Below are 21,402 nucleotides of genomic sequence, written 5' to 3' on the forward strand. Positions count from 1 at the left end.
AAAAAGCGAGTTTGCCTAGAAAGCAAGCTTGCTTTTTTTTGTTATATTTAAATAATTAAATTCGAATAGGTAAATAATGTTATTTTTAAGAAAGTGTTGAATATTTCTCTTTTAAACTATATAGTTCTTATTTGTGTAATAAATTTTGATAAAATAAAATTTTTTTTGTATTGAAAATGATTTCACAAAAGGTTTATAATGATGACAAGAATTTTTTAAGAATAGTCATATTGTTTGTCAACTATTCTTTGATAGGGGGCTTAATCCTGTCGAACGTTCAATCATTGTGTAGAAAATATACAAATCTATCAGCAACAGATATTGAGAAGTTGCTTGAACTAGAAGCTACATTAACGTACTATGCTGAGCTGACTGATTGTTATATGTTCATCGATTGTATGTTGGAAAATTTACCACATGCAATTGTAGTGGCAGAGGCATTCCCAAAGAAGGAAATTGGCTTATACGAAAAATCTGTTATAGGAAAATTCGTATTTGAAAGCTTTGAACCAGCCGTCTTCGCTGCGTTTAAACATAAAGAAAAATCGTCCATCTCCAGAGCTGTTACGCAGGAAGGGATTACGGTAGAGCAGTATGTTGTACCAATTTTTAATGAGCAGCAACAAGTGATTGCGGTGTTGATTCAAGAAAAAATGGTCAGGATGCAAACAACACCAAAGGATGATTTTCACAATATGCCCTTTGCATTGATTGAGCATATTGTAGAGCCAAATTCTCAACCAATGCCAGTCGTTTCAGATTTATTAGTAGAGTCGATTATTTTAACAAATCATGAAAACAAAGTGATTTATAGTAATCCAGCAGGCTACCATTTTATTTCTGAGCTATCGGGATTGGAAAACTTTGATAATGTTGCATTGGATAAAATTTTACCCTTTTTGCAAGAGGTCTATGATCAAGGCGATGATGTCTTTTTCCTAGAAATTACGATTGATCGTAAATCCTTTATTGTTAAGAAAATCCCAATTCGCAGTCAATATGATAAAGTTACACTGTTGATTATTCATGATCTAACAGAGCTAAAGCTGAAAGAAAATGAACTGATGATGAAAACGTTTGCGATACGAGAAATTCATCATCGGGTGAAAAATAATCTTCAAACAGTGACAAGTCTATTACGCTTGCAAATGCGAAATGACTCATCTGCTGCAAATGCAAGTGCTTTTCAAGAGGCATTAAATCGAATCTATAGTATTTCATCTGTTTATGAGCTGATTTTAGAAAATGAGGAGAACGCTGAAGAAAAGGTAGATGTTATTGCATTAGCTAAAAAGATTGGTCATAAAATGATTGGCACATCCAATACAGCCAGAATTCAATTAGCCTTTCATCATCATAATATACAGTTATTTTGCCATTCGAAAAAGGCAGTATCCCTTGCACTTATTATTTGTGAGCTACTGCAAAATGCATTAAAGTATGCATTTATCGGCTGTGAGGAAGGAATCATTAATATTCAATTCCTACAGGAAGATTCCGATATAGCACTTCATATTTCTGACAACGGCGTTGGAATGCAAGAGGTGAAGGCATCTTTCGGTATGGAGATGATTACAAGGCTTGTCGAATATGATTTGGCCGGCTCATTTTCAATTATCCCTAGTGAAGAAGGTACACATACTCGAATTCAGTTTCCTGTAAGTGAGGAGGTATTTATCGTAAATGGCTAGGAAAGTTATGATTGTCGAAGATGAATCACTGATTGCAATTGATTTAAAGTTTATGTTAGAGGATAATGGCTACGAGGTTGTAGCGCAAGCAAATAATGGTGAAACCGCTATTGAGCTCGCCTTTTTGCATAAGCCACAGTTAATTTTAATGGATATTAAAATGCCAAAACTGGATGGCTTAAAGGCAAGCAAGATCATTGAACAACAGCTTGGAATACCTGTTCTTTTTATCTCTGCTTACAGTGAAAAAGAATTGTTGCTATATATGAAACAAGATAATATATTAGGCTATGTCATGAAGCCATTTTCCGAAAAAAATGTGTTGCCTGTATTAGAGGTTGCTTTTCATCAAATAGATAAATTCAACCGCCTCAATGGAGAGCTTTTACATAAGCAGACACAATTAGAAAAGCGAAAAGTGATCGAACGTGCAAAGGGCTTGCTGATGCAGGCTGAAAATATAAGCGAGGACGAGGCTTATCGTAAAATTCGCAACGAAAGCATGCAGACACAGCAGGAAATGGTGCACATTGCACAGCAAATTATTAATAACTTACAAGTCAATAGTTGAAGCAAAGGCGCTTTAAAGAGATTTCTTCTTTAAAGTGCCTTTTTTTATATAAATTTATAAATAAAAAAGGGGTGATGAGTAAGATGGCAATGATAGGAACGGTTATCGTTTATATTATTATGATCTGTGCTGTTTTAGGGGCAATCGGAGCTATCCGAGATGCTGAGTATGGAATTGGGAAAGAATTTATGAATGGGATTCATACGGTTGGTCATATTTTTGTCCCAGCAGCAGGAATCATGGCAGCTATACCTTACTTAACGTGGTTTATTAGTCATTTTATTAGTCCGATTTTTGAATTTATTGGTGCCGATCCTGCGATTGCAGCGACGACGATTTTAGCTTCAGACATGGGTGGTTATCAATTAGCCAATGCTTTAAAAGAATCCTATGAGGGCTGGGTGATGGCGCTTGTTGTTGGCTTTATGTCAGGTGCTACGATTGTTTTCTCGATTCCAATGGGCCTTGCGATGTTGGACAAGCGTGATCATAAATATATGGCGCTAGGTATTATGGCTGGCGTATTAACAATTCCGATTGGTGCATTTATTTCATCTGTTATGATCGTGCTATTTAACACAGAAGTACGCGAAGTTATTAGCACAACAGAGGCTCCAACATATGTGTTTGCTATTTCGATTTTACAAATATTAATTAATTTATTGCCTTTATTTATTTTTGTTATTTTAATCGCATTAGGCTTAAAGCTTGTGCCAAATGCAATGATTACGGGCTTTATGTTGTTCGGACGCATAATGGATGCAGGGATTAAGCTAGTGCTTGTCTTCTCGATTGTTGAAATTTTTACAGGTCTGTTTACTAAGATTTTTGGTGCATGGGGCTTTGATCCAATTATGGCTGATGAGCTTGACCAATTCCGTGCATTGGAAACAGCAGGCTATATCGGGATTATGCTAGCGGGAGCATTCCCAATGGTGTATTTAATTCGAAAATATGCTTCGAAACCGCTTGAAGCTGCTGGTAAAAAATTGGGATTATCCGCAGTAGGGAGTGCTGGAATATTAGCAACAGTCGCTAATATCCTTGCAATGTTTACACTTATTCGCCAGATGCCGCCAAAAGATAAAGTCATTAATATTGCATTTGGTGTATGTTCGGCATTCTTGTTAGGCGACCATTTATCATTTACAGCTAACTTCCAGCCAACGATTATTTTACCTGTGATTGCTGGTAAGTTTTTAGCGGGCGTTATTGCCATTATTTTAGCTTATAAGCTATCTGTTCCAACGGCTTTAAAGCTAGAAATTGAAGATCGCAAGGCGGGCATTATTAAAGAAGGCGAATATTTAACAGAGCAAAAATCTGAATAAAGAAGGGCAAGGTGATGATAGGTGAGTGAGGAAAAGAAGCGGTTTATTCAGGAGTTCGTGCCTGGAAAGCAGCTAACATTAAGTCATTTAATTGCCAATCCAGATCCTGATATGTTTCAAAAGCTTGGCATACAAGAAGCAGGTGCGCTTGGCATTATGACTTGTACGCCAAGTGAAACGGTAATTATTGCAGGGGACTTAGCGACAAAGGCAGCCAATGTTAAACTCGGTTTTTTAGATCGTTTTACAGGCAGTCTTGTTATTGTTGGTAGTGTGTCAGAGGTGGAAATGGCGATGCTAGAAATTAATCGTTTTTTATCTGAGGCATTAGGCTATACACCATCGAAAATAACGAAGTCATAGGATGTGTCATATGCAAAATCGAGTAATGATAATAGGTGGTGTGCAGGCAGGAAAGTCAACATTGATGAATACCTTGCTAGGCAAAGAAAGCGCAGCCAATAAAACACAGGCACTCGTTTATGATGACTGGATTGTTGATACACCTGGTGAGTATATTGAAAATCCCATGTATTACAGAAATATTATGGCAACATCATTGGAAGTGACACATGTCATTTATTTGCAAGATGCAACATCAGCTAAAAGTGTGTTCCCGCCGCAATTTAGCTTAGGGATTCCTAAAATACAAATTGGCGTGATTACGAAAATTGATGCACCTGATGCAGATGTTGAACAGGCTATAGCTTTATTGAAAAATGTGATTACGCAAGGTGCTATTGTCAAAACCTCTTCATGGCAAAAGCTTGGTGTGGAATTTATTGCCCCACTTATTGAGCTTCGTACTAACGAGGAAATTCGTCAGTATGTCAAGGATCGCGATAGTCCGTATCTCATGTATTACCCATAGTGGTGAGAGGAGGCGTAGGGTGAAAACTGAAAAAATCTATAGTGCAGGCATTGATATTGGAACAAGCACCACAAAAATGGTTGTCAGTCGTTTTCTATTAAAAAATGTGGCAGGCGTTACACATGTACCAAGAATTGAAATTATTGAGAAAACAGTGTTACATCAAAGTCCTATTATTAAAACACCATTTCTCAATAAAGACATGATTGATATGAAAAAAATTGAGGAATTTATTTTTCAGCAATATCAATTGGCACAAATTGCACCTGCGGATATTTCCACAGGAGCCATTATTATTACAGGTGAATCTGCCACAAAGGAAAATGCACGTGAGGTTGTTCATACGATTGCAGATGACGCTGGTCATTTTTTAGTTGCTACCGCGGGTCCTGATTTGGAGGGCATTATTGCTGCAAAAGGTGCCGGTACATTACAGCAATCAAAAAACTCTGCCAAGGTAATAGCCAATATTGATATTGGCGGGGGCACTGCCAATATTGCAGTGATGCAGTTTGGCGAAGTCATTGGCACTTGTACCTTACATGTTGGTGGCAGATTGATTGAGTTTCAAGATGGCAAAATTCAATCAATCTCTCCACCACTCCTGCGATTGATGGAAAAATGGCCCCAGCCATTAGCTGTTGGTGATGCAGCAGATGATGCGCGAGTATCACAATGTGTGGAAGAAATGGTTAAGACACTTTCCATGATTTTACATGGTCAATGTCAGGATGAAGGACATCCATTATTGCTAGGGCATTTACCAAATTGGCATAAACCAGTAGATGCCATCGTCTTTTCTGGTGGTGTGGCCTCCTGCATTTATGAACATGACTGCACACAGCGTCAATATGATGATATTGGTGAGAAATTAGCAAAGATGCTGTTACAGCATGAACAGCTCCAATCATTTTTATGGTTCCAGCCAAAGGAAACAGCACGTGCAACAGTGACTGGTGCTGGCACACAAACAACTGAAATTAGCGGAGCAACGATTCAGGTGGATGCCGAAGTATTACCGCTAAAAAATGTACCTGTCTTCAACTGTCATATAGATGCGTCAATAGACTTTCACACGACAGTGAAGACAGCGGTAGAGCGGGCAGATGATTTATTTTCCATACAGGATAATCGTTCACCGTTTGCCCTCTATTTTAGTGAATTGCCATATTTAAGCTTTCAGGATGTCCATGCATTATGTGAGGCGATTTTGCAGCATTTGGCAACAAAATGCTCCAAGGCCATACCAATTATCATAGTCATTCAATCAGATTATGCAAAAATTATTGGCCAAACGATACAGGCAATTAATCCTACAGTGCCAATACTGTGCATCGATCAAATTAAAGTGGATACAGGCGATTATATCGACATTGGTGAGGTTCTGCCATCTGGCGTTGTACCTGTTGTTGTTAAAACACTTGCCTTCCACTCAAAGTAAGGAGGATGAATGTGAATCTATCGGTGATATTTGGTGGAGAAAAATATAATTTTCGATCATTAAAAGATGTGATGGCGAAGGCCAATGAAGAAAAATCAGGTGATCAGCTTGCAGGGATTGCTGCTGAATCAGTACAACAACGCATTGCCGCAAAGGCTGTGCTCAGTGAGCTATTAGTAAAAGATATACGAGAAAATCCATTAGTGCCACAGGAAAATGATGAGGTTTCACGCATTATTGAGGGCGATATTAATGAGCAAATATATGGAGAAATCAAAAACTGGAGCATCGAGCAGCTGCGTGAATACATTTTATCAAATGACACGGGTGATCGTGAATTAAAGCGTTTAAGTAAAGGGATGAATTCCGAGATTATTGCCGCTGTTACAAAACTAATGTCCAATTTAGATCTTGTACATGCAGCCAATAAAGTTGAAATACTTTCAACGTGTAATATTACGATTGGTCAAAAAGGGACGCTGTCATCTCGTCTACAGCCAAATCACCCAACAGACAATATTGATGGCATTATTGCTTCATTAAAGGAAGGGCTATCCTACGGTATTGGTGATGCTGTTATTGGCATTAACCCTGTAGATGATTCTGTTGAAAGTGTTAAAAAGGTTTTGACTGCGACAAAGGAATTTATCAATGACTGGTCGATTCCTACGCAAAACTGTGTATTGGCACATATTACAACACAGATGAAGGCGATTAAGCAGGGCGCGCCAGCAGATATGATTTTCCAAAGTATCGCAGGGACAGAAATTGCGAACCGTTCGTTCGGTATTTCTGCGGATTTAATTCGTGAAGCAGAGGAGCTTATTAAAAAGCAAGGGACAGGAACGGGTCCAAATCTCTTTTATTTTGAAACAGGGCAAGGCTCAGAGCTATCAGCAGAGGCTCATATGGACATTGACCAAGTAACATTGGAATCACGCAACTATGGCTTTGCTAGACATTTCAATCCTTATATTGTCAATACAGTTGTTGGTTTTATCGGCCCAGAGTATTTGTACAACAATAAACAAGTGATTCGTGCAGGTCTTGAAGATCATTTTATGGGTAAAATGCACGGCATTCCAATGGGTGTGGATATTTGTTATACAAACCATATTAAGGCAGATCAAAATGATGTGGAAGATTTGAGTGTATTGCTAACAGCTGCTGGCGTTAACTTTATTATTGCAGCACCAATGGGTGATGATGTCATGCTGAACTATCAATCAATGAGCTTCCATGATGTGGCTACATTACTGCAAACATTTGGTAAAAAACCAGCACCAGCATTTTTAGCATGGCTAGAAAAAATGGGCATTTATGAAAATGGACGACTGTCAGCAAGAGCTGGTGATTTATCCATTTTTGAAAGGTAGGTGAGTCGAGTGAATGAGCAACTAGTATCAATGATTACACAGCTTGTCATGGAGAAAATGGAGCAAGGTGTGGAGAGTCAAACACCTGAAGCAACAGCACAGCCACTCATTCAATTTTATGATAAGACAGGGAACTCGCAGCACAGTGTAACAGAGCCTAGAGCAGCAGCATCTGAACCACTAATTAAGCTATACCAACGTGAGCAGGTTCATACAACGCCTGAACAGCCATTACCAGAAGCTGCACCAGCGCAGCCGTTTCAATTTGACACTGCGCCATTGAATGATAGTGTGCAGGCAGCTCAAACATATACACCAGCGCGAATTGGTGTAGGTAGGGCAGGAACACGACCAAAAACAAAAACATGGTTGAAATTCCGACTCGATCATGCAGCAGCAGTGGATGCTGTATATGGTGAAGTATCAGAGGAGCTACTACAAAAGCTGAATGTTTTTCAAGTAACAACAAAAGTGACAGATAAAGAGGAATATATTACAAGACCTGATTTAGGTCGTCGTTTATCGGATGAAGCAAAAGCATTGATTCAGCAAAAATGTAAACAGCAGCCAACTGTACAAATTATTATTTCCAATGGCTTAAGTGCCAGTGCCATTGAAGAAAATGTACAAGACGTTTACTTAGCCCTTCAGCAAAGCTTAAACAACTTAAATATTAATATGGGGACAACCTTCTATATTGATAAAGGCCGTGTTGCCTTAATGGATGAAATTGGCGAGATATTACAGCCAGATGTCGTTGTTTATTTAATTGGTGAGCGTCCTGGTCTTGTATCGGCTGAATCCATGAGCGCGTACTTATGCTATAAGCCAAGAATTGGCACGGTGGAGGCAGAGCGCATGGTTATTTCTAATATCCATAAAGGTGGTATTCCGCCATTAGAGGCTGGCGCTTATCTTGGAACAGTCGTACAAAAAATCTTGCATTATCAGGCAAGTGGTGTAGAGCTTGTCGCAAAAGAAGGTTAGGGGGCTAATAAGATGAATCCTCAAAAAATAATGGCACAAATTTTAGCGATGCAAACCATTCCAAGGGTCAATAGTGAATTAGCACAGCAGCTAGGTTTAAAGCCATCGCACCATAGTATTGGACTTGTGACACTCACAATTGATGATGTTGCCTATGTGGCATTAGACGAAGCAACGAAAAAAGCAGATGTGGATGTTGTCTATGCGAAAAGCTTCTATGCTGGAGCAGCACATGCATCTGGCCCATTATCAGGCGAGGTAATTGGCATTATTGCTGGCAGTTCACCAGATGAGATTCGTAGTGGACTAGACGCCATTCAGCAAAAAATTCAATTTGATACGTACTTTGAGGCCATTAATAATAATGACAATCATGCATTGTTTGCACATACAGTAGCTAGCTGTGGTACGTATCTTGCTGAGGTGGCAAATGTCAAAGTGGGCACGCCTCTTGCGTATTTAATCGCACCCCCACTAGAGGCAGTTGTTGGCTTAGATGTAGCATTAAAGGCGGCAGATGTAGAGCTCAAGGTGTTCTTTGGCCCTCCATCAGAAACCAATTTTGGTGGCGGCTTACTAAGCGGCAGTCAATCGTCCTGCGAGGCTGCGGCAAATGCCTTTAGAGAAGCCATTGAACAGATAGCAAGAAACCCAGTGATATAGAAAGGAGGCGGCTTTATGGCCACATTAGATCAAGATTTATTAGCCATACAGGAAATGAGAGATGCCGTGAAGCAGGCGAATACAGCACAAGCTGCCTATATGCAGTTTTCACAGCAACAAGTAGATAGCATTGTAAAGGCAGTGGCAGATGCGGCATTTAAGGAAGCAGATCGTTTAGCTAAAATGGCTGTACAAGAAACAGGAATGGGTGTGCCAAATCATAAAAAAATAAAAAATGAAGTAGCTTCACGAGATGTCTTTGAAGATATTAAAGATTTAAAGACAGTTGGCATTGTTGGCTATGACCGCATGAAAAAAGTAGCGGAAATTGCGAGTCCCTTTGGCGTGATTGCAGGTATTGTACCGACGACAAACCCAACGTCTACAGCTATTTTTAAAACATTAATTTCATTAAAAACAAGAAATGCGCTTATTATTAGCCCGCACCCATATGCGGTGAAATGTACAAAGGAGGCTTTGGATATTTGCCGAGTAGCTGCAGAACAAGCAGGTGCACCAGAAGGCTTACTACACTGTTTAACAATGTCATCGATGGAAGCAACGCAGCAGCTAATGAAGCATCCTGATGTGCATTTAATTTTAGCAACTGGTGGCGGTGCACTTGTTAAAGCGGCCTATAGCTCAGGCAAGCCAGCTTACGGTGTAGGACCAGGGAATGTCCCCGCTTATATTGAAAAATCAGCGAATATTCAAAAGTCTGTACGCCAGCTTGTGCAAAGTAAATCCTTTGATAATGGGACAATTTGCGCAACAGAGCAGTCCATTATTGTTGATAAAGCGATTGCTGAGGTCGTGCAAACAGAATTAAAGAACAATCATGCCTATATTTTAAATGCTGAGGAAAAAGCGAAAATGGAGCAGTTGATTTCGCCAGTACCGGGGAAAGTAAATCCTAAAATTGTTGGTAAATCTGCCGTTAGCCTAGCACAATCAGCCGGCATTCCAGTACCAGCAGATACCAAAGTGCTTGTTGGTTTAGAAACAATGATTGGTAAAAATATACCGTTTTCGCTTGAAAAGCTATCACCAATCTTTGCGCTTTATATAGTAGAAAATAGTACAGAAGCCAAGCAAGTCATGATTGACCTGTTAAATATTGGTGGACGTGGACATACATGCTCCATCCATACAGAAAATGCGGCATTAGCAGAACAATTCTCTGTTGAATTACCTGTATCTCGCATTGTGGTCAATACATTATCATCCATCGGTGCAGTGGGCGGTACAACGGGCTTATCACCATCCTTTACATTAGGCTGTGGTACATTTGGCGGCAATATTACGTCGGACAATATTACAGCAAGACATTTAATCAATATTAAACGTATGGCATATGGCATTAAAGATGTTGATGTGCCAAAGCCAGAAGTTGAAGTGGAGTCAGTCGTTGAGTCGGTTGTATCACAGGAGCCTGCTCTCGATACAACAGTGGTACAACAAATTGTTGACCAAGTCTTAAAACAAATCACATTACAAAATAAATAATTTGGAGGAATGACAAATGAGTACAGCATTAGGAATGGTAGAAACAAAAGGTTTAGTAGGAGCAATTGAAGCAGCGGATGCAATGGTAAAGGCAGCAAGCGTTAATTTAGTAGGAAAAGTACATGTTGGTGGCGGTATTGTAACAGTTCTTGTACGTGGTGATGTAGGTGCAGTGAAAGCAGCAACGGATGCAGGTGCAGCAGCAGCACAACGTGTAGGAGAACTATTATCTGTCCATGTAATTCCACGTCCACACCATGAATTAGAAATGATTTTACCAAAAGCGGAAGCGTAATGAATCAGTAGGGAGAGCTGATTCGACGATAGATCAGCTCTCGATCTATGAAACAATCAACTAGATATAGAGGTGGCTTGTGTGACAACAGTAATTAAAACATTTCCCGTTGCCATTTCGGCTCGTCATATCCATCTAAGTGAAGAGGATTTACAAACACTTTTTGGTCCCAATGCAACGCTTACAATGGATTTTGACTTATCACAGCCAGGGCAATTTGCTGCCAAAGAGCGCGTTTCAATTGAAGGGCCTAAGGGCATTATTCACAATGTTCGTGTATTAGGTCCTGTAAGAGCAGCAACGCAAGTAGAGGTTAGCCGAACAGATGCGATGAAGCTAGGTATTCACCCGCCGTTAAGACAATCTGGTGATATTGACAACTCCGCTAGCATTAAGCTGATTTATGGAGAGCGTGAATTAGTGATTCCACAAGGTGTGATTATTGCTCAGGCACATATCCATATGACAGAGGAAGATGCGCAAGCATTAGCAGTACACAATAATGAAGTTGTAGCAGTGGAAGTAGTCAGTGAACGGCCTGTGACATTCCGTGGCGTCGTGGTACGTGTTTCCAACGATTTTAGCTTAGAAATGCATATTGATACAGATGAAGCGAATGCAGGCTTTATTGAACAGCAGACACAAGGAAAATTAGTGAAAGCATCATCATAAGGAGGAGGTAAGATGCAGGAAAATTTAGTACAAAAAATTGTCGAAGAAGTGCTACAGCAAGTGTTAAAAAAACAATCTGCCCCTCCACATAACGGTAAAATTCCAATAGGTGTATCCGCTCGCCATGTTCACCTTGCACAGGCAGAAGTGGAGCAGCTATTTGGGAAGGGCTACGAGCTAACACCAAAATTTGAGCTTTCCCAGCCAGGACAGTTTGCTGCGGAGGAAACCGTTGTTATTGCTGGACCAAAGGGGTCGATTGAACGTGTACGTATTTTAGGTCCAGCCCGTTCGCTATCACAAGTGGAAGTAAGCTGGACAGATGCCATGAAATTAGGATTAAAGCCGCCATTAAGAATTTCAGGTGATATTCAAGGCTCTAGTCCTGTGACATTAATTGGTCCTAAGGGCAGTGTTGTTTTACAGGAAGGGCTGATTATTGCACAGGCACATATTCATATGTCACCAGCAGATAGTACGAGCTTTAATGTGGTCGATGGACAATCTGTACAGATCAAGGTAGCAGGAGTACGTCCACTTATTTTATCGAATGTGGTTATTCGTGTATCTGAGCGTTATCGTTTAGAAATGCATATTGATACAGATGAAGCGAATGCCGGCTTGATTCAACAAGGTACACTCGCTGAAATTGTTCACCATCAAGTGCATGAACAACCTATAGCTGTGAATGCACAGCCTTCAGTTGTTCAGCAAGTAGAGCAGCCATCTGTCTATTACTATGATAAAAAGCTGCTTTCACAACTAGACTTATTAGCAATAGAGGCACAGGAAATTGTTGTGCCAAAAAAAACCATTGTCACAGCACTGGCTTATGATAAATTACGAGAGTTAAATAAAACATTAACGGTTCGTTCAGAGTAAACAGACAAGCTGTGTAGCGTAAAGAGGGTGACGTTCATGCAAATGGGAAGAGTGATAGGCAGTGTATGGGCAACTCGCAAGGAGGAAGGGCTGAATGGTTTAAAATTATTAATCATTCAACCAATTGACGCCAATCAACAGCCGATTCGCACAGAAATGGTTGCAGCAGATCGTATAGGAGCAGGGATTGGCGATGATGTGCTTGTAACAAGCGGTGGATCATCACGCTATATTATGAAAGATAATCCGCTCCCGATTGATGCAGTTGTGATTGGTATTATTGATTCTACAGAAGTGATGCGAGGTGAGGATAATGAGTAGCGCAATGGGCATGATTGAAACCAAAGGATTGATCGGTTCTTATGAGGCAGCCGATGCGATGATTAAGGCAGCCGATGTCACAGTTGTGAAGCAGGAATTTGTGGATGGTGGCATTGTGACAGTGGTTGTCACAGGCGATGTTGGCTCTGTTCAAGCTGCGGTAGAAGCTGGTAAAGCCGCTGCCATAAGAGTCGGTGAATTATTGGGCGCACACGTAATACCACGACCTGATGAAGATGTCTTCAAAATGGTGAAAGGACCAGAAGCGCCAAAGAAAAAGCCTGTATCAGCGCGTGCTAAAAAAGCAACAGAAACAACAGCAGCAACGGATAATCGAGGTGAGGCATAATGGCTTTTCGTAAAAGTAAAATTGCTGTAATTGGAGCAGGTCATACAGGCTCCACATTGAGTTTATTTTTAGCACAAAAGGAATTAGGTGATGTTGTGCTTGTCGATATTCCAGAGGCGGAAAATCCAACAAAAGGGAAGGCTTTGGACTTACTACAAACAGGCCCTATTGAAAAGTTTAATGTATCCATTAAAGGAACAAGCAGCTATGAGGATATTGCAGGTGCAGATATTGTTGTTATTACAGCAGGGCTACCTCGTAAACCGGGCATGAGTCGTGATGATTTAGTGACAACCAATGCTAAAATTATACAACAAGTATCAAGACAAATTAAACACTATGCACCAAATAGCATTGTCGTTGTGTTAAGCAACCCTGTTGATGCCATGACATATGTATGCTACAAGGAAACAGGCTTTGCGAAACATCGCATTATTGGTCAATCGGGTGTCTTAGATACAGCGCGTTTTAACACATTTGTTGCACAGGAGCTGCAAATTGCACCAGAGGATGTCTCAGGCTTTGTATTAGGCGGACATGGCGATGAAATGGTGCCATTAATTCGTTATTCCTATGCAGGTGGCATTCCATTAGAAAAATTGATTCCCCAAGATCGACTACAACAAATCGTTGAACGTACACGTAAAGGTGGCGGCGAAATTGTTGGTTTGCTAGGAAATGGCAGTGCCTATTATGCACCAGCCGCTGCATGTGCACAAATGGTCGAAATTATTATGAAAGACCAACGAAAAATTATTCCTTCAATCGCTTTATTAGAAGGAGAGTATGGCTATCATGATTTATTTTTAGGTGTACCAACCATTTTAGGTGGCAACGGTATCGAATCTGTGATTGAATTACATTTAACACTAGAAGAACAAACAGCTCTCCGGCATTCTGCGGAGGCTGTACAGCAAGTCATTGCTATTTGCCAAAATATTGAATAGTGTAAACAGACACGATTCTCCCGCCATAGTAAGCATCCCCAACTTGCTATGGCGAACAGTGATTAACAAATGTTTGATTGGAAACCGAACAAGACTTAAAAGCTAGAAAAAATCCCCTAAAGGCTGTAGCTAATTTGCTACAGCCTTTTTAATTTCCTTTAAGACCAAATGATGGTGAAGAGGGAGTGAATTATTTATAATGAAATAATAGAAATGCAACTTCTACTAATAGGGAGAAATTGTGATGGAGAACAAATTAACAAAATCAAAAAATGTTCGCTATCTATTTGGTGTATGTGGTGGGATTGCCAATTATTTGGGGATAGATTCAAGATAGATTCGAATCATCTTTATCTTTATGTCAGGCAATATTTTAGTCTATCTCCTGTTAGGATTGTTTTTAGAGGTTGATCGTCAGTTATATTGATTTATTACCTTAGGAATAGATGAAATTTTCAAAAATATGATGAACTAATAATGTGAAAAGAGAGACAAACAATGGTTGTTCAGCAATTTACAGACTATATAAAGAAAATGCAGCATTATGAGAAAGCACTTAATGTTATTTATTGGGATATGCGAATAGGTGTGCCAAAAAAAGGATCAGCACAACGCTCAGAGGTTGTTGGCACATTATCAGCCTCCTTATTTGCTATGCAAACGAGCGATGAATTGGGCGAGCTATTAACAGCACTAGGAGGCACAACAGGCTGATCCCGACACAGTAACATGTCGCTTAGTAGAAGAAGTACGAAAAAATTACGACCAAAATAAAAAAATTTCCGCTGATGAATATAAGGAGTTTGTCATTCTACAATCTAAGGCAGAAACAGCTTGGGAAGAGGCAAAGACTACGAATAACTTTGCTCTTTTCCTTCCATATTTAGAGAAAATTATTTAATATCAGAAAAAATTTATTCAGTATTGGGCATTAAAAACGGTTTCCCATACAATACATTGCTTGATTTATACGAGCCAGAAATGACAACGGATGTGCTAGATGAAGTATTTGGTAACTTGCGTGAAGTGATCATTGGGCTTGTGAAAAAAATTGCAGCCGCACCAAAGCCTAATACAAGTATGCTATATAAGCATTTCCCATATAAGGCACAGCGAGCATTATCGTTGGAATTGCTTTACACAGCTCGGTTATGACGTTGAGGCAGGACGCTTGGATGAAAGTGTGCATCCATTTATGATTGGGCTTAACCTTGGAGATAACCGCATTACAACAAAATATGATGAGCGTGATTTCCGCACTGCTATTTTTGGAACAATTCATGAGTGTGGTCATGCCATGTATGAACAAAATATTGATCAAAAGCTTGCAGGTCCGCCATTAGCGAGAGGTACTTCGACGGGTATCCATGAATCACCCATTTATGAAAATTGTCGGTAGAAATGAAAAGCTCTGGCAGCACAACTATGAGCGCCTTCAACACTATTCACCGATACAGTTTGGAGATGTACCATTAGCAGACTTTCTACGTACCATTAATATGGTGGAAACGTCCTTTATTCACATTGAAGCAGATGAACTAACCTATCCATTACATATTATGATTCGCTATGAGGTCGAACGTGATTTATTTAATGGTGATTTACAGGCGAAGGATTTACCACAAGTATGGAATGATAAATATGAGGAATATTTAGGGATTTGCCCAGCAACGAATGCACAGGGTGTGCTTCAGGATATGCATTGGTCAGGGGGCATGTTTGGCTATTTCCCGTCCTATGCGCTTGGAATGATTTATGCAGCTCAGTGGAAGCGTGCGATGGATCAAGATATTCCGAACTTTAATGAGCTATTAGCAAAGGGGGAGCTATTGCCTATTCGACAATGGCTAACAGATCATGTACATCAGTATGGTGCATTGAAAAAGCCATTTGAATTGCTAAAAGAAGTGACAGAGGAAGGCTTAAATGTCACATACTTGGCCAACTATTTACAGGATAAATATTCAAGACTTTATCAACTATAAAACAAAAGCGATTTCTCATCTACGAGAAATCGCTTTATATTTACCACAATTGATAGCCTTTTGAGCCTGCTGGTGAATTTGAAATAATATCGATAATTGGCACTGTATAAGCAAATAAAATTAATGCCGCTAAAATAACAAGCCATACTTTAAAGTTTTCAAGCATTGCTGGTGTTGGACCGCTATGCTCATGGACATCTCCTACAGGGAACTCTTCTTCACCTTTAGGGGCAAACCAAGCTAATTGCACTACGATATATATAATCACCAGGATGGCAATAAAGAGAATCGTTCCGCCAACAGCCTGTGCAATTTGATAGGGAATCCAATCATAGGCTTGCTGAGCACCGCCATATTCTGAATAGTCGGAGCGTCGAGGTGCGCCAATTAGACCTGCAATATGCATCGCAGAGGACATAATTGTCATCCCAACAGCCCATAAAATACCTGAGAAATTACTAAGGCTATTTAAAGATTTTGTCAGTGTGCGACCTGTTAGATGTGGAATTAACCAGAACGCTGCACCAAAATACGTTAAGACAACAGCTGTTGCAATTGTTAAATGGAAGTGACCTGTTACCCAAATGGTGTTATGAATTAATTGGTTCATTTGATAGGATGCATTGACAATCCCACCTGCACCTCCAGGAATAAAGGCAACCATACCGATAAATGGAACGAAGAAGCGTGTATCTTTCCATGGTAATTTTTTAAACCAACCAAATAGTCCTTTACCACCTAGCTCACGTCCACGTAATTCAAACATCGCAAACATAGAGAAGGCTGTCATTAATGATGGGACGATAACCGCAAATGTTAAAACAACCTGTATAAATTTCCAAGTACCATCAATACCAGGCTCTGTTAGCTGATGGTGAATCCCAACAGGAACCGAGAAGATTAAGAAAAGCATAAAGGAAAGTCTTGCTAGTGAATCAGAGAAAATTTTCCCGCCAATGACCTTGGGAATAATTGTATACCAAACCATATAGGCTGGTAGTAACCAGAAATACACAAGTGCATGACCGAAATACCAGAATAGTGTACGCGATAGAGCAACATCCACACGCTCAATTAAGCCCAATGACCATGGAAGTAACTGGAATAATACAGAAGCTGCTACACCAAGCGTTGCTGCAAACCACATCAAATTATTAACAACCACCATAAATGATAATAATGGGCTGCGTTGACCACTACCTTTATTCTCTTTGCGCCACTGGGCATAGCGTAAAATTTGACCTGCGCCGCCAACCCAAGAACCAACCACGACTAAAGTCAGGCCTAAATAGAAAATCCAGTGTGCCTGTAGTGGAGCATAAAATGTATAAAGAACCGTTGCTTTATTTAATAAAACCATTGTGGCAGCTGCCGCTGTACCAATTGTCATTAACCAGAAACCGATCCAGCCAAGCTTGCGTTGGCCATCTGTAAATGTACCTGACGTGCGGCTGACACTAGCAATTTGGAAGCCATAAATAAAGAATGTAGTTAAAATAAGACCGAGTAGTACACCATGTACTGTTAAAACTTGATAATAGCCAATGCCTGCTGGTAATGTAAATTGACCAGAACGCACAAATACTTGTAATAATCCTGCAAGACCACCTAATAACAATGCGATAAATGCTACATAAATATGTGCCATAGCTAATTTCGCATCTCGACGATCTACCTTTGTCAATGAATTAGTGTGACTCATTTGGGTCCACCACCTTTAGCATAGAGTGCATCATCGTATGTCCTGTACCACAGTATTCATTACATACGATTAAAAACTCACCGACTTTATTGACTTCTGTTACATATTCTGAAATATAGCCAGGCTCAAGCATCATATTAATATTTGTGCCCGCTATCTGGAAGCCGTGCATAACGTCCTCACTGGTCGCAATAAACTTCACCTTTGCACCAAGTGGTACTTCAATTTCCATAGGGGTGTAGCTGAATGCAGCAGCAACCACAACTACTTCATAATCCCAATCTTTACCTTCGACTTTATGAACACCAGGATTATCGAAAGGTGCTGTCTCTTTTACTTTCTCATAATCTAGTGTTTTTTTACCATTATTCGGATGGGAGCCTTGGTGAAATGCTCCAACGCCGAGAATGATAAGGAATGCTACTAAGGTAGCGACTCCGAACACAAGCCAATACTTCTCATACTTATGTATGTGCATATGTTTCTGTCCCTTCTTCGTAGATTAAAACCGTCCAATGAACAAATCGAAGCAGTACACCCAAAGTAAAATGATGATAATACCTACTCCAAAAACTGCATAGAGTGAACCTTTTAAATTTTCATCTGACTTCTTTTTGTTTGCCATTTTTGCCCCTCCTACGCTCTTATTGTAATATTGCTTATTGACATCATATAAAAATCCATCCCATTTCGATGTGAAAAAAATCACACATCTAAGCAAATAATGTGAAAAAAGTGTGAAAAATTAACAGCACAAAAAAAGAAGCCATCTCAAAAACCTTTGAGATGACTCCATGCTGTTCACCTTTTCCACAAATACTAGATTTGTTTCAAACATAACCATGTAATTGTTTAGGTGGAATTCGCTTTACTCTTCTTCCTCAATTGTTAATAGAACTGTTAAAGCACCGATGCTTGGGATTGATACGGGAAGAGAGAATGCCTTTTCAAAGCCATATAATTTTGTGTTGCCGACCATCACAGTTGGCGGTGTGATATCAATTTCTAAGTTTTCTTGCCCAACCGCTGTACATAAATTTCCTGCAATCATATTGCCAAATTCGCCTGTAAAGGACTCTAGCATTTCGCCTTCTAGTGGCATTCCGAACATGATATTACCAATCCCGCAAAATACCTCAGGAGAGGAATCAATGATGACACGGCCTTTTAAATCGCCGATTAAGCCAATTAATACACCCATTTGTTGCTGTTGAAAGGGTTCAGAAATAATGCTAGGTGACTTTACTTCGATATCCATAGGAAGAATCGATTTTAAAGCATGGATTGTCCCATTTAAAATAGTTTGAAAGTACTTCGAATTACTCATCATTACCGCATCCTTTTTCCGACTTTTCTACATCTTACCATGTAAAAAGGGTAAGATGAAAGTATGTCTTGACGAATTAACATGAAATTTATAAGATAATAGTGAGAATGATTTTCAAATTCATTATATATACATACAAAAGAATGCATTTTAATAGGAAAAGGGGCGATTAGCAATGACATTCGTATTGATTGGAGCGGCTGTAGCCATTTATATTGGTGTTGGGAAATACGTCGTGAAACAAACGACTGCACATTTGAAATAAAGCTTTGAAAGACATAGTCCAAATACGGGCTATGTCTTTTTATATGGTAGCTAAAAATATTTTTAAAGTTGAACATAATGATTCCGAAATGTTCAAAGTTAGATATATGGTTTGCAATATGCCCTTTGCACTGAGGAGGATAATCTATAATTTATGAAGATAAACTTTTTAACCTTTTCTGAAGCGGTACGATGAGTCGAAAAGCAATTGGGCAACGGCTGCCATTTTCCATTAACACGTAGCGGCTTTTAAAATTGAACTCCTTCACATTTTTTAAATGAATGATAAAGCTTTTATGGCAGCGGAAAAAATGGTCATCCAAATAGGCTAAATCCTTTAAAGCGCCATAAAAGGAATAGTGTCCATTGCGTTCATATAGTTCAAGCTTATGGGGCTGGGAGGAAGTTTCAAAATAATAAATATCCTCTAATGCAATATTTTTTACCTTTTCGCCCATTTTCACCTGAAACCATTTTGTTGAGGCGGTAGTACCAAGTTGTGTATATTTAGTTAGCGCAGCCTGCAATGCCTCCACTACATTATGCTGCATTTGTGCAGGGGTATCTTTCACGATAAAATCAAGTGCTGCTACTTTATATGTAAAGGTTAATTGCAAATAGTTGGCATAGCTGGTCATAAAAATAATATGGGCTAATGGATCCTGCTCACGTATTGTCTTGGCTATATCTAAGCCATTGACAGCGCCACCTAGCTCAATATCTAATATATAACAGTCAATGGCTGTTGTGTCAATTTGTGACAATAAATCAGCTGGCTGCTGTGTACATAATACAATATCAATGCTAGGTGCTTGAAACAGCGCATAGTTTTGAATGGCTTCTACTATCAGTTGTTGGTGAAATGGATCATCTTCACAGATCGCTACTCGCATGTTTTCTTATCCTTTCGATACGTACCTCCTGCACAAACCACTCCTCCTCAATATAGGTATTGAGCGTTATGTTAGGGTAACGATGTAATAATTGCTTTATATTGTACAAGCCAAAGCCTCTTTTGTCTCCTTTTGTAGAATAATTTTCTTGAAATAATTTTTCAATATCAGCATAACGCTCTTTTGTTGTATTGCGTATAATGATTAGCTGCTCATTAGTCTGGATGCATAATAGGGCAAGCTGTAGTTGGGGCTGCTGATGATGAACGGTGGCCTCAATGGCATTGTCCATTAAAATGCCCACTAACTTTACTAAATCAATGGATTCAATAAAGGAAGATTGGATAGGTTCAGGTATTTCAATATGGACAGCAATCGACTGAGTATGTGCTTGTAATAATTTGGCGCTTACAATGCCCTTTAATTCGAAAAGTTGAAGCTGCTCAAGCTGCTTCAAGCTTGCAATATATGGCTGCTGCTCTTGTGGTGCTATTTTTTTAAAATACTTTTTCAAGCCATGGAGGTTATCCTTATCAAGAAATCCTCGAATGGATAATAATATATTGGCATAATCATGCTGTACTTTTTGGATTTCACGATTGACATTTTCGAGCTGCCCCATATAGGTATATAAATCCTGCTGTGCAAGTGCCTGCTGCTGTGCCAATTGTTCTTTTTGAACGGCTTGTAGCAGTAACCATATCGTTAGAAAGAGAAATAGAAAATAACAGGCAAGCATCATGAGCTTTGACCAAGAAGCTGCAACGATATCACTATGCATAGGAAGGAATACGATTAGATAAAAAACAATAATTGTCACTGTTGATAGAATTACAAGCAGTAACTCCACTTTTATTGGCAATATTACTTGATGAAATGTTTTTTCAACAAATATTTTATATAGCCAAAGAGCTAGCGTAAATAGCACGATAATAAGCAAAATATGTAAAGAAGCTACTAGCTGTAGCCTTTCAACTACAAATAAAGACATATATTCTATTAAAATAACTATGATTAATAGGCTGGCACTATGTAAAAAGACAGTGCTTTTTTTGGTTATTCTATAAAAGAAGCCACCGCTTAGTAGTACACTGCCTAACAGTGCGAGCCAAGGCAATGCTGGAAAATTGAGCGCTATCCATGCAAGGAAAGCATTGAGTATCAGGCAAATCATTAGCCTTTGAATGGTTGGACGGATATTGCATATATAAAATAATGAGCCAAAGAGCATCAAAAAATTAATAAAGCTAATTATGGAAAAGACCAATGCTATACCTCCTCTCTAGCTTTTATTATACTGTAATCAAACGTTGTGGAGTGATATTCGC

At 39.4% G+C, this 21,402-nt stretch carries 23 protein-coding genes and 1 pseudogene; 18 read left to right on the forward strand and 6 right to left on the reverse strand.

The genetic code is table 11. The features are described 5' to 3' along the window. The first annotated feature begins 284 nt into the window (after positions 1-284). From MHB44_RS08650 to MHB44_RS08735, 18 genes and pseudogenes are all read left to right on the forward strand, one after another. On the forward strand, positions 285-1,691 hold the full coding sequence (locus MHB44_RS08650; RefSeq protein ID WP_341302405.1) for a histidine kinase N-terminal domain-containing protein: 1,407 nt from the start codon (positions 285-287) through the stop codon (positions 1,689-1,691). After that, on the forward strand, positions 1,684-2,262 hold the full coding sequence (locus MHB44_RS08655) for a response regulator (protein WP_341302406.1): 579 nt from the start codon (positions 1,684-1,686) through the stop codon (positions 2,260-2,262). Before MHB44_RS08650 ends, MHB44_RS08655 begins: the two co-directional genes overlap by 8 nt. Positions 2,263-2,345: 83 nt before the next feature. Beyond that, positions 2,346-3,593, forward strand: a complete 1,248-nt coding sequence (gene eutH, locus MHB44_RS08660; RefSeq protein ID WP_341302407.1) for an ethanolamine utilization protein EutH — start codon at positions 2,346-2,348, stop codon at positions 3,591-3,593. A gap of 21 nt (positions 3,594-3,614) precedes the next feature. After that, positions 3,615-3,956 carry a BMC domain-containing protein gene (locus tag MHB44_RS08665; protein WP_341302408.1) on the forward strand — a complete coding sequence of 114 codons (342 nt, stop codon included), beginning with the start codon at positions 3,615-3,617 and terminating at the stop codon, positions 3,954-3,956. A gap of 10 nt (positions 3,957-3,966) precedes the next feature. Beyond that, positions 3,967-4,464 (forward strand): EutP/PduV family microcompartment system protein, encoded by a 498-nt coding sequence (locus MHB44_RS08670; RefSeq protein ID WP_341302409.1) that lies wholly within the window; start codon positions 3,967-3,969, stop codon positions 4,462-4,464. Positions 4,465-4,483: 19 nt separating this feature from the next. Further along, a complete protein-coding gene (locus MHB44_RS08675; protein WP_341302410.1) occupies positions 4,484-5,905 on the forward strand; it encodes an ethanolamine ammonia-lyase reactivating factor EutA in 1,422 nt (473 codons plus the stop codon). Positions 5,906-5,910: 5 nt separating this feature from the next. Then, positions 5,911-7,281, forward strand: a complete 1,371-nt coding sequence (locus tag MHB44_RS08680; RefSeq protein WP_341302411.1) for an ethanolamine ammonia-lyase subunit EutB — start codon at positions 5,911-5,913, stop codon at positions 7,279-7,281. Positions 7,282-7,290: 9 nt separating this feature from the next. Next, complete coding sequence (gene eutC / locus MHB44_RS08685; RefSeq protein WP_341302412.1) at positions 7,291-8,268, forward strand: ethanolamine ammonia-lyase subunit EutC; 978 nt, start codon at positions 7,291-7,293, stop codon at positions 8,266-8,268. 12 nt (positions 8,269-8,280) lie between these two features. Next, positions 8,281-8,931, forward strand: coding sequence for an ethanolamine utilization microcompartment protein EutL (gene eutL / locus MHB44_RS08690; protein ID WP_341302413.1), 651 nt, complete (start codon positions 8,281-8,283; stop codon positions 8,929-8,931). 15 nt (positions 8,932-8,946) lie between these two features. Next, complete coding sequence (locus MHB44_RS08695) at positions 8,947-10,437, forward strand: aldehyde dehydrogenase family protein (protein ID WP_341302414.1); 1,491 nt, start codon at positions 8,947-8,949, stop codon at positions 10,435-10,437. A 16-nt stretch (positions 10,438-10,453) separates the two neighbouring features. Further along, positions 10,454-10,732 (forward strand): BMC domain-containing protein, encoded by a 279-nt coding sequence (locus MHB44_RS08700; RefSeq protein WP_004269321.1) that lies wholly within the window; start codon positions 10,454-10,456, stop codon positions 10,730-10,732. An 81-nt stretch (positions 10,733-10,813) separates the two neighbouring features. Next, positions 10,814-11,404 (forward strand): phosphate propanoyltransferase, encoded by a 591-nt coding sequence (locus MHB44_RS08705; RefSeq protein ID WP_341302415.1) that lies wholly within the window; start codon positions 10,814-10,816, stop codon positions 11,402-11,404. 12 nt (positions 11,405-11,416) lie between these two features. Then, positions 11,417-12,286 carry a phosphate propanoyltransferase gene (locus MHB44_RS08710; RefSeq protein ID WP_341302416.1) on the forward strand — a complete coding sequence of 290 codons (870 nt, stop codon included), beginning with the start codon at positions 11,417-11,419 and terminating at the stop codon, positions 12,284-12,286. Between the two features lie 36 nt (positions 12,287-12,322). Then, positions 12,323-12,607 carry a EutN/CcmL family microcompartment protein gene (locus MHB44_RS08715; RefSeq protein WP_053996051.1) on the forward strand — a complete coding sequence of 95 codons (285 nt, stop codon included), beginning with the start codon at positions 12,323-12,325 and terminating at the stop codon, positions 12,605-12,607. Continuing rightward, on the forward strand, positions 12,600-12,956 hold the full coding sequence (locus MHB44_RS08720; RefSeq protein ID WP_341302417.1) for a BMC domain-containing protein: 357 nt from the start codon (positions 12,600-12,602) through the stop codon (positions 12,954-12,956). The genes MHB44_RS08715 and MHB44_RS08720 overlap by 8 nt, the downstream gene beginning before the upstream one ends. Further along, a complete protein-coding gene (gene mdh / locus MHB44_RS08725) occupies positions 12,956-13,903 on the forward strand; it encodes a malate dehydrogenase (protein ID WP_341302418.1) in 948 nt (315 codons plus the stop codon). The genes MHB44_RS08720 and mdh overlap by 1 nt, the downstream gene beginning before the upstream one ends. 244 nt (positions 13,904-14,147) lie before the next feature. Continuing rightward, a complete protein-coding gene (locus tag MHB44_RS08730; protein WP_341302419.1) occupies positions 14,148-14,240 on the forward strand; it encodes a PspC domain-containing protein in 93 nt (30 codons plus the stop codon). A 161-nt stretch (positions 14,241-14,401) separates the two neighbouring features. Then, a pseudogene (locus MHB44_RS08735) lies at positions 14,402-15,888 on the forward strand (carboxypeptidase M32). 40 nt (positions 15,889-15,928) lie between these two features. On the opposite strand, the gene MHB44_RS08740 reads toward MHB44_RS08735, so the two are convergent. The 6 genes from MHB44_RS08740 to MHB44_RS08765 all read right to left on the reverse strand — a co-directional run bounded on the left by MHB44_RS08740 (position 15,929) and on the right by MHB44_RS08765 (position 21,341). Then, positions 15,929-17,590, reverse strand: coding sequence for a b(o/a)3-type cytochrome-c oxidase subunit 1 (locus tag MHB44_RS08740; protein ID WP_341302420.1), 1,662 nt, complete (start codon positions 17,588-17,590; stop codon positions 15,929-15,931). Then, positions 17,577-18,068: a cytochrome B5 gene (locus MHB44_RS08745; RefSeq protein ID WP_341302421.1), complete on the reverse strand. Its 492-nt coding sequence runs from the start codon at positions 18,066-18,068 to the stop codon at positions 17,577-17,579. The genes MHB44_RS08740 and MHB44_RS08745 overlap by 14 nt, the downstream gene beginning before the upstream one ends. 24 nt (positions 18,069-18,092) lie before the next feature. Continuing rightward, positions 18,093-18,215, reverse strand: coding sequence for a hypothetical protein (locus tag MHB44_RS08750; RefSeq protein ID WP_009370491.1), 123 nt, complete (start codon positions 18,213-18,215; stop codon positions 18,093-18,095). A gap of 243 nt (positions 18,216-18,458) precedes the next feature. Next, entirely contained in the window at positions 18,459-18,917 is a 459-nt protein-coding gene (locus tag MHB44_RS08755; RefSeq protein ID WP_341302946.1) for a chemotaxis protein CheX, read from the reverse strand. A gap of 416 nt (positions 18,918-19,333) precedes the next feature. After that, positions 19,334-20,074: a LytTR family DNA-binding domain-containing protein gene (locus MHB44_RS08760; RefSeq protein WP_341302422.1), complete on the reverse strand. Its 741-nt coding sequence runs from the start codon at positions 20,072-20,074 to the stop codon at positions 19,334-19,336. Then, positions 20,055-21,341 (reverse strand): GHKL domain-containing protein, encoded by a 1,287-nt coding sequence (locus tag MHB44_RS08765; RefSeq protein ID WP_341302423.1) that lies wholly within the window; start codon positions 21,339-21,341, stop codon positions 20,055-20,057. The genes MHB44_RS08760 and MHB44_RS08765 overlap by 20 nt, the downstream gene beginning before the upstream one ends. Positions 21,342-21,402: the final 61 nt, after the last annotated feature.

The sequence above is a fragment of the Lysinibacillus sp. FSL H8-0500 genome, from assembly GCF_038051955.1.
In the GTDB taxonomy this organism is placed as follows: Bacteria; Bacillota; Bacilli; order Bacillales_A; family Planococcaceae; genus Lysinibacillus; species Lysinibacillus macroides.

Excerpts from the sequence above, each read along its gene's own strand:
- MHB44_RS08695 (WP_341302414.1), top strand. The coding sequence starts at position 8,947 with ATGGCCACATTAGATCAAGATTTATTAGCCATACAGGAAATGAGAGAT.
- eutH (WP_341302407.1), top strand. The coding sequence starts at position 2,346 with ATGGCAATGATAGGAACGGTTATCGTTTATATTATTATGATCTGTGCT.
- MHB44_RS08715 (WP_053996051.1), top strand. The coding sequence starts at position 12,323 with ATGCAAATGGGAAGAGTGATAGGCAGTGTATGGGCAACTCGCAAGGAG.
- MHB44_RS08700 (WP_004269321.1), top strand. The coding sequence starts at position 10,454 with ATGAGTACAGCATTAGGAATGGTAGAAACAAAAGGTTTAGTAGGAGCA.
- MHB44_RS08710 (WP_341302416.1), top strand. The coding sequence starts at position 11,417 with ATGCAGGAAAATTTAGTACAAAAAATTGTCGAAGAAGTGCTACAGCAA.
- MHB44_RS08655 (WP_341302406.1), top strand. The coding sequence starts at position 1,684 with ATGGCTAGGAAAGTTATGATTGTCGAAGATGAATCACTGATTGCAATT.
- MHB44_RS08745 (WP_341302421.1), bottom strand. The coding sequence starts at position 18,068 with ATGCACATACATAAGTATGAGAAGTATTGGCTTGTGTTCGGAGTCGCT.
- MHB44_RS08750 (WP_009370491.1), bottom strand. The coding sequence starts at position 18,215 with ATGGCAAACAAAAAGAAGTCAGATGAAAATTTAAAAGGTTCACTCTAT.
- MHB44_RS08755 (WP_341302946.1), bottom strand. The coding sequence starts at position 18,917 with ATGAGTAATTCGAAGTACTTTCAAACTATTTTAAATGGGACAATCCAT.
- MHB44_RS08730 (WP_341302419.1), top strand. The coding sequence starts at position 14,148 with ATGGAGAACAAATTAACAAAATCAAAAAATGTTCGCTATCTATTTGGT.
- MHB44_RS08720 (WP_341302417.1), top strand. The coding sequence starts at position 12,600 with ATGAGTAGCGCAATGGGCATGATTGAAACCAAAGGATTGATCGGTTCT.
- mdh (WP_341302418.1), top strand. The coding sequence starts at position 12,956 with ATGGCTTTTCGTAAAAGTAAAATTGCTGTAATTGGAGCAGGTCATACA.
- eutL (WP_341302413.1), top strand. The coding sequence starts at position 8,281 with ATGAATCCTCAAAAAATAATGGCACAAATTTTAGCGATGCAAACCATT.
- MHB44_RS08680 (WP_341302411.1), top strand. The coding sequence starts at position 5,911 with ATGAATGTGAATCTATCGGTGATATTTGGTGGAGAAAAATATAATTTT.
- MHB44_RS08760 (WP_341302422.1), bottom strand. The coding sequence starts at position 20,074 with ATGCGAGTAGCGATCTGTGAAGATGATCCATTTCACCAACAACTGATA.
- MHB44_RS08670 (WP_341302409.1), top strand. The coding sequence starts at position 3,967 with ATGCAAAATCGAGTAATGATAATAGGTGGTGTGCAGGCAGGAAAGTCA.
- MHB44_RS08740 (WP_341302420.1), bottom strand. The coding sequence starts at position 17,590 with ATGAGTCACACTAATTCATTGACAAAGGTAGATCGTCGAGATGCGAAA.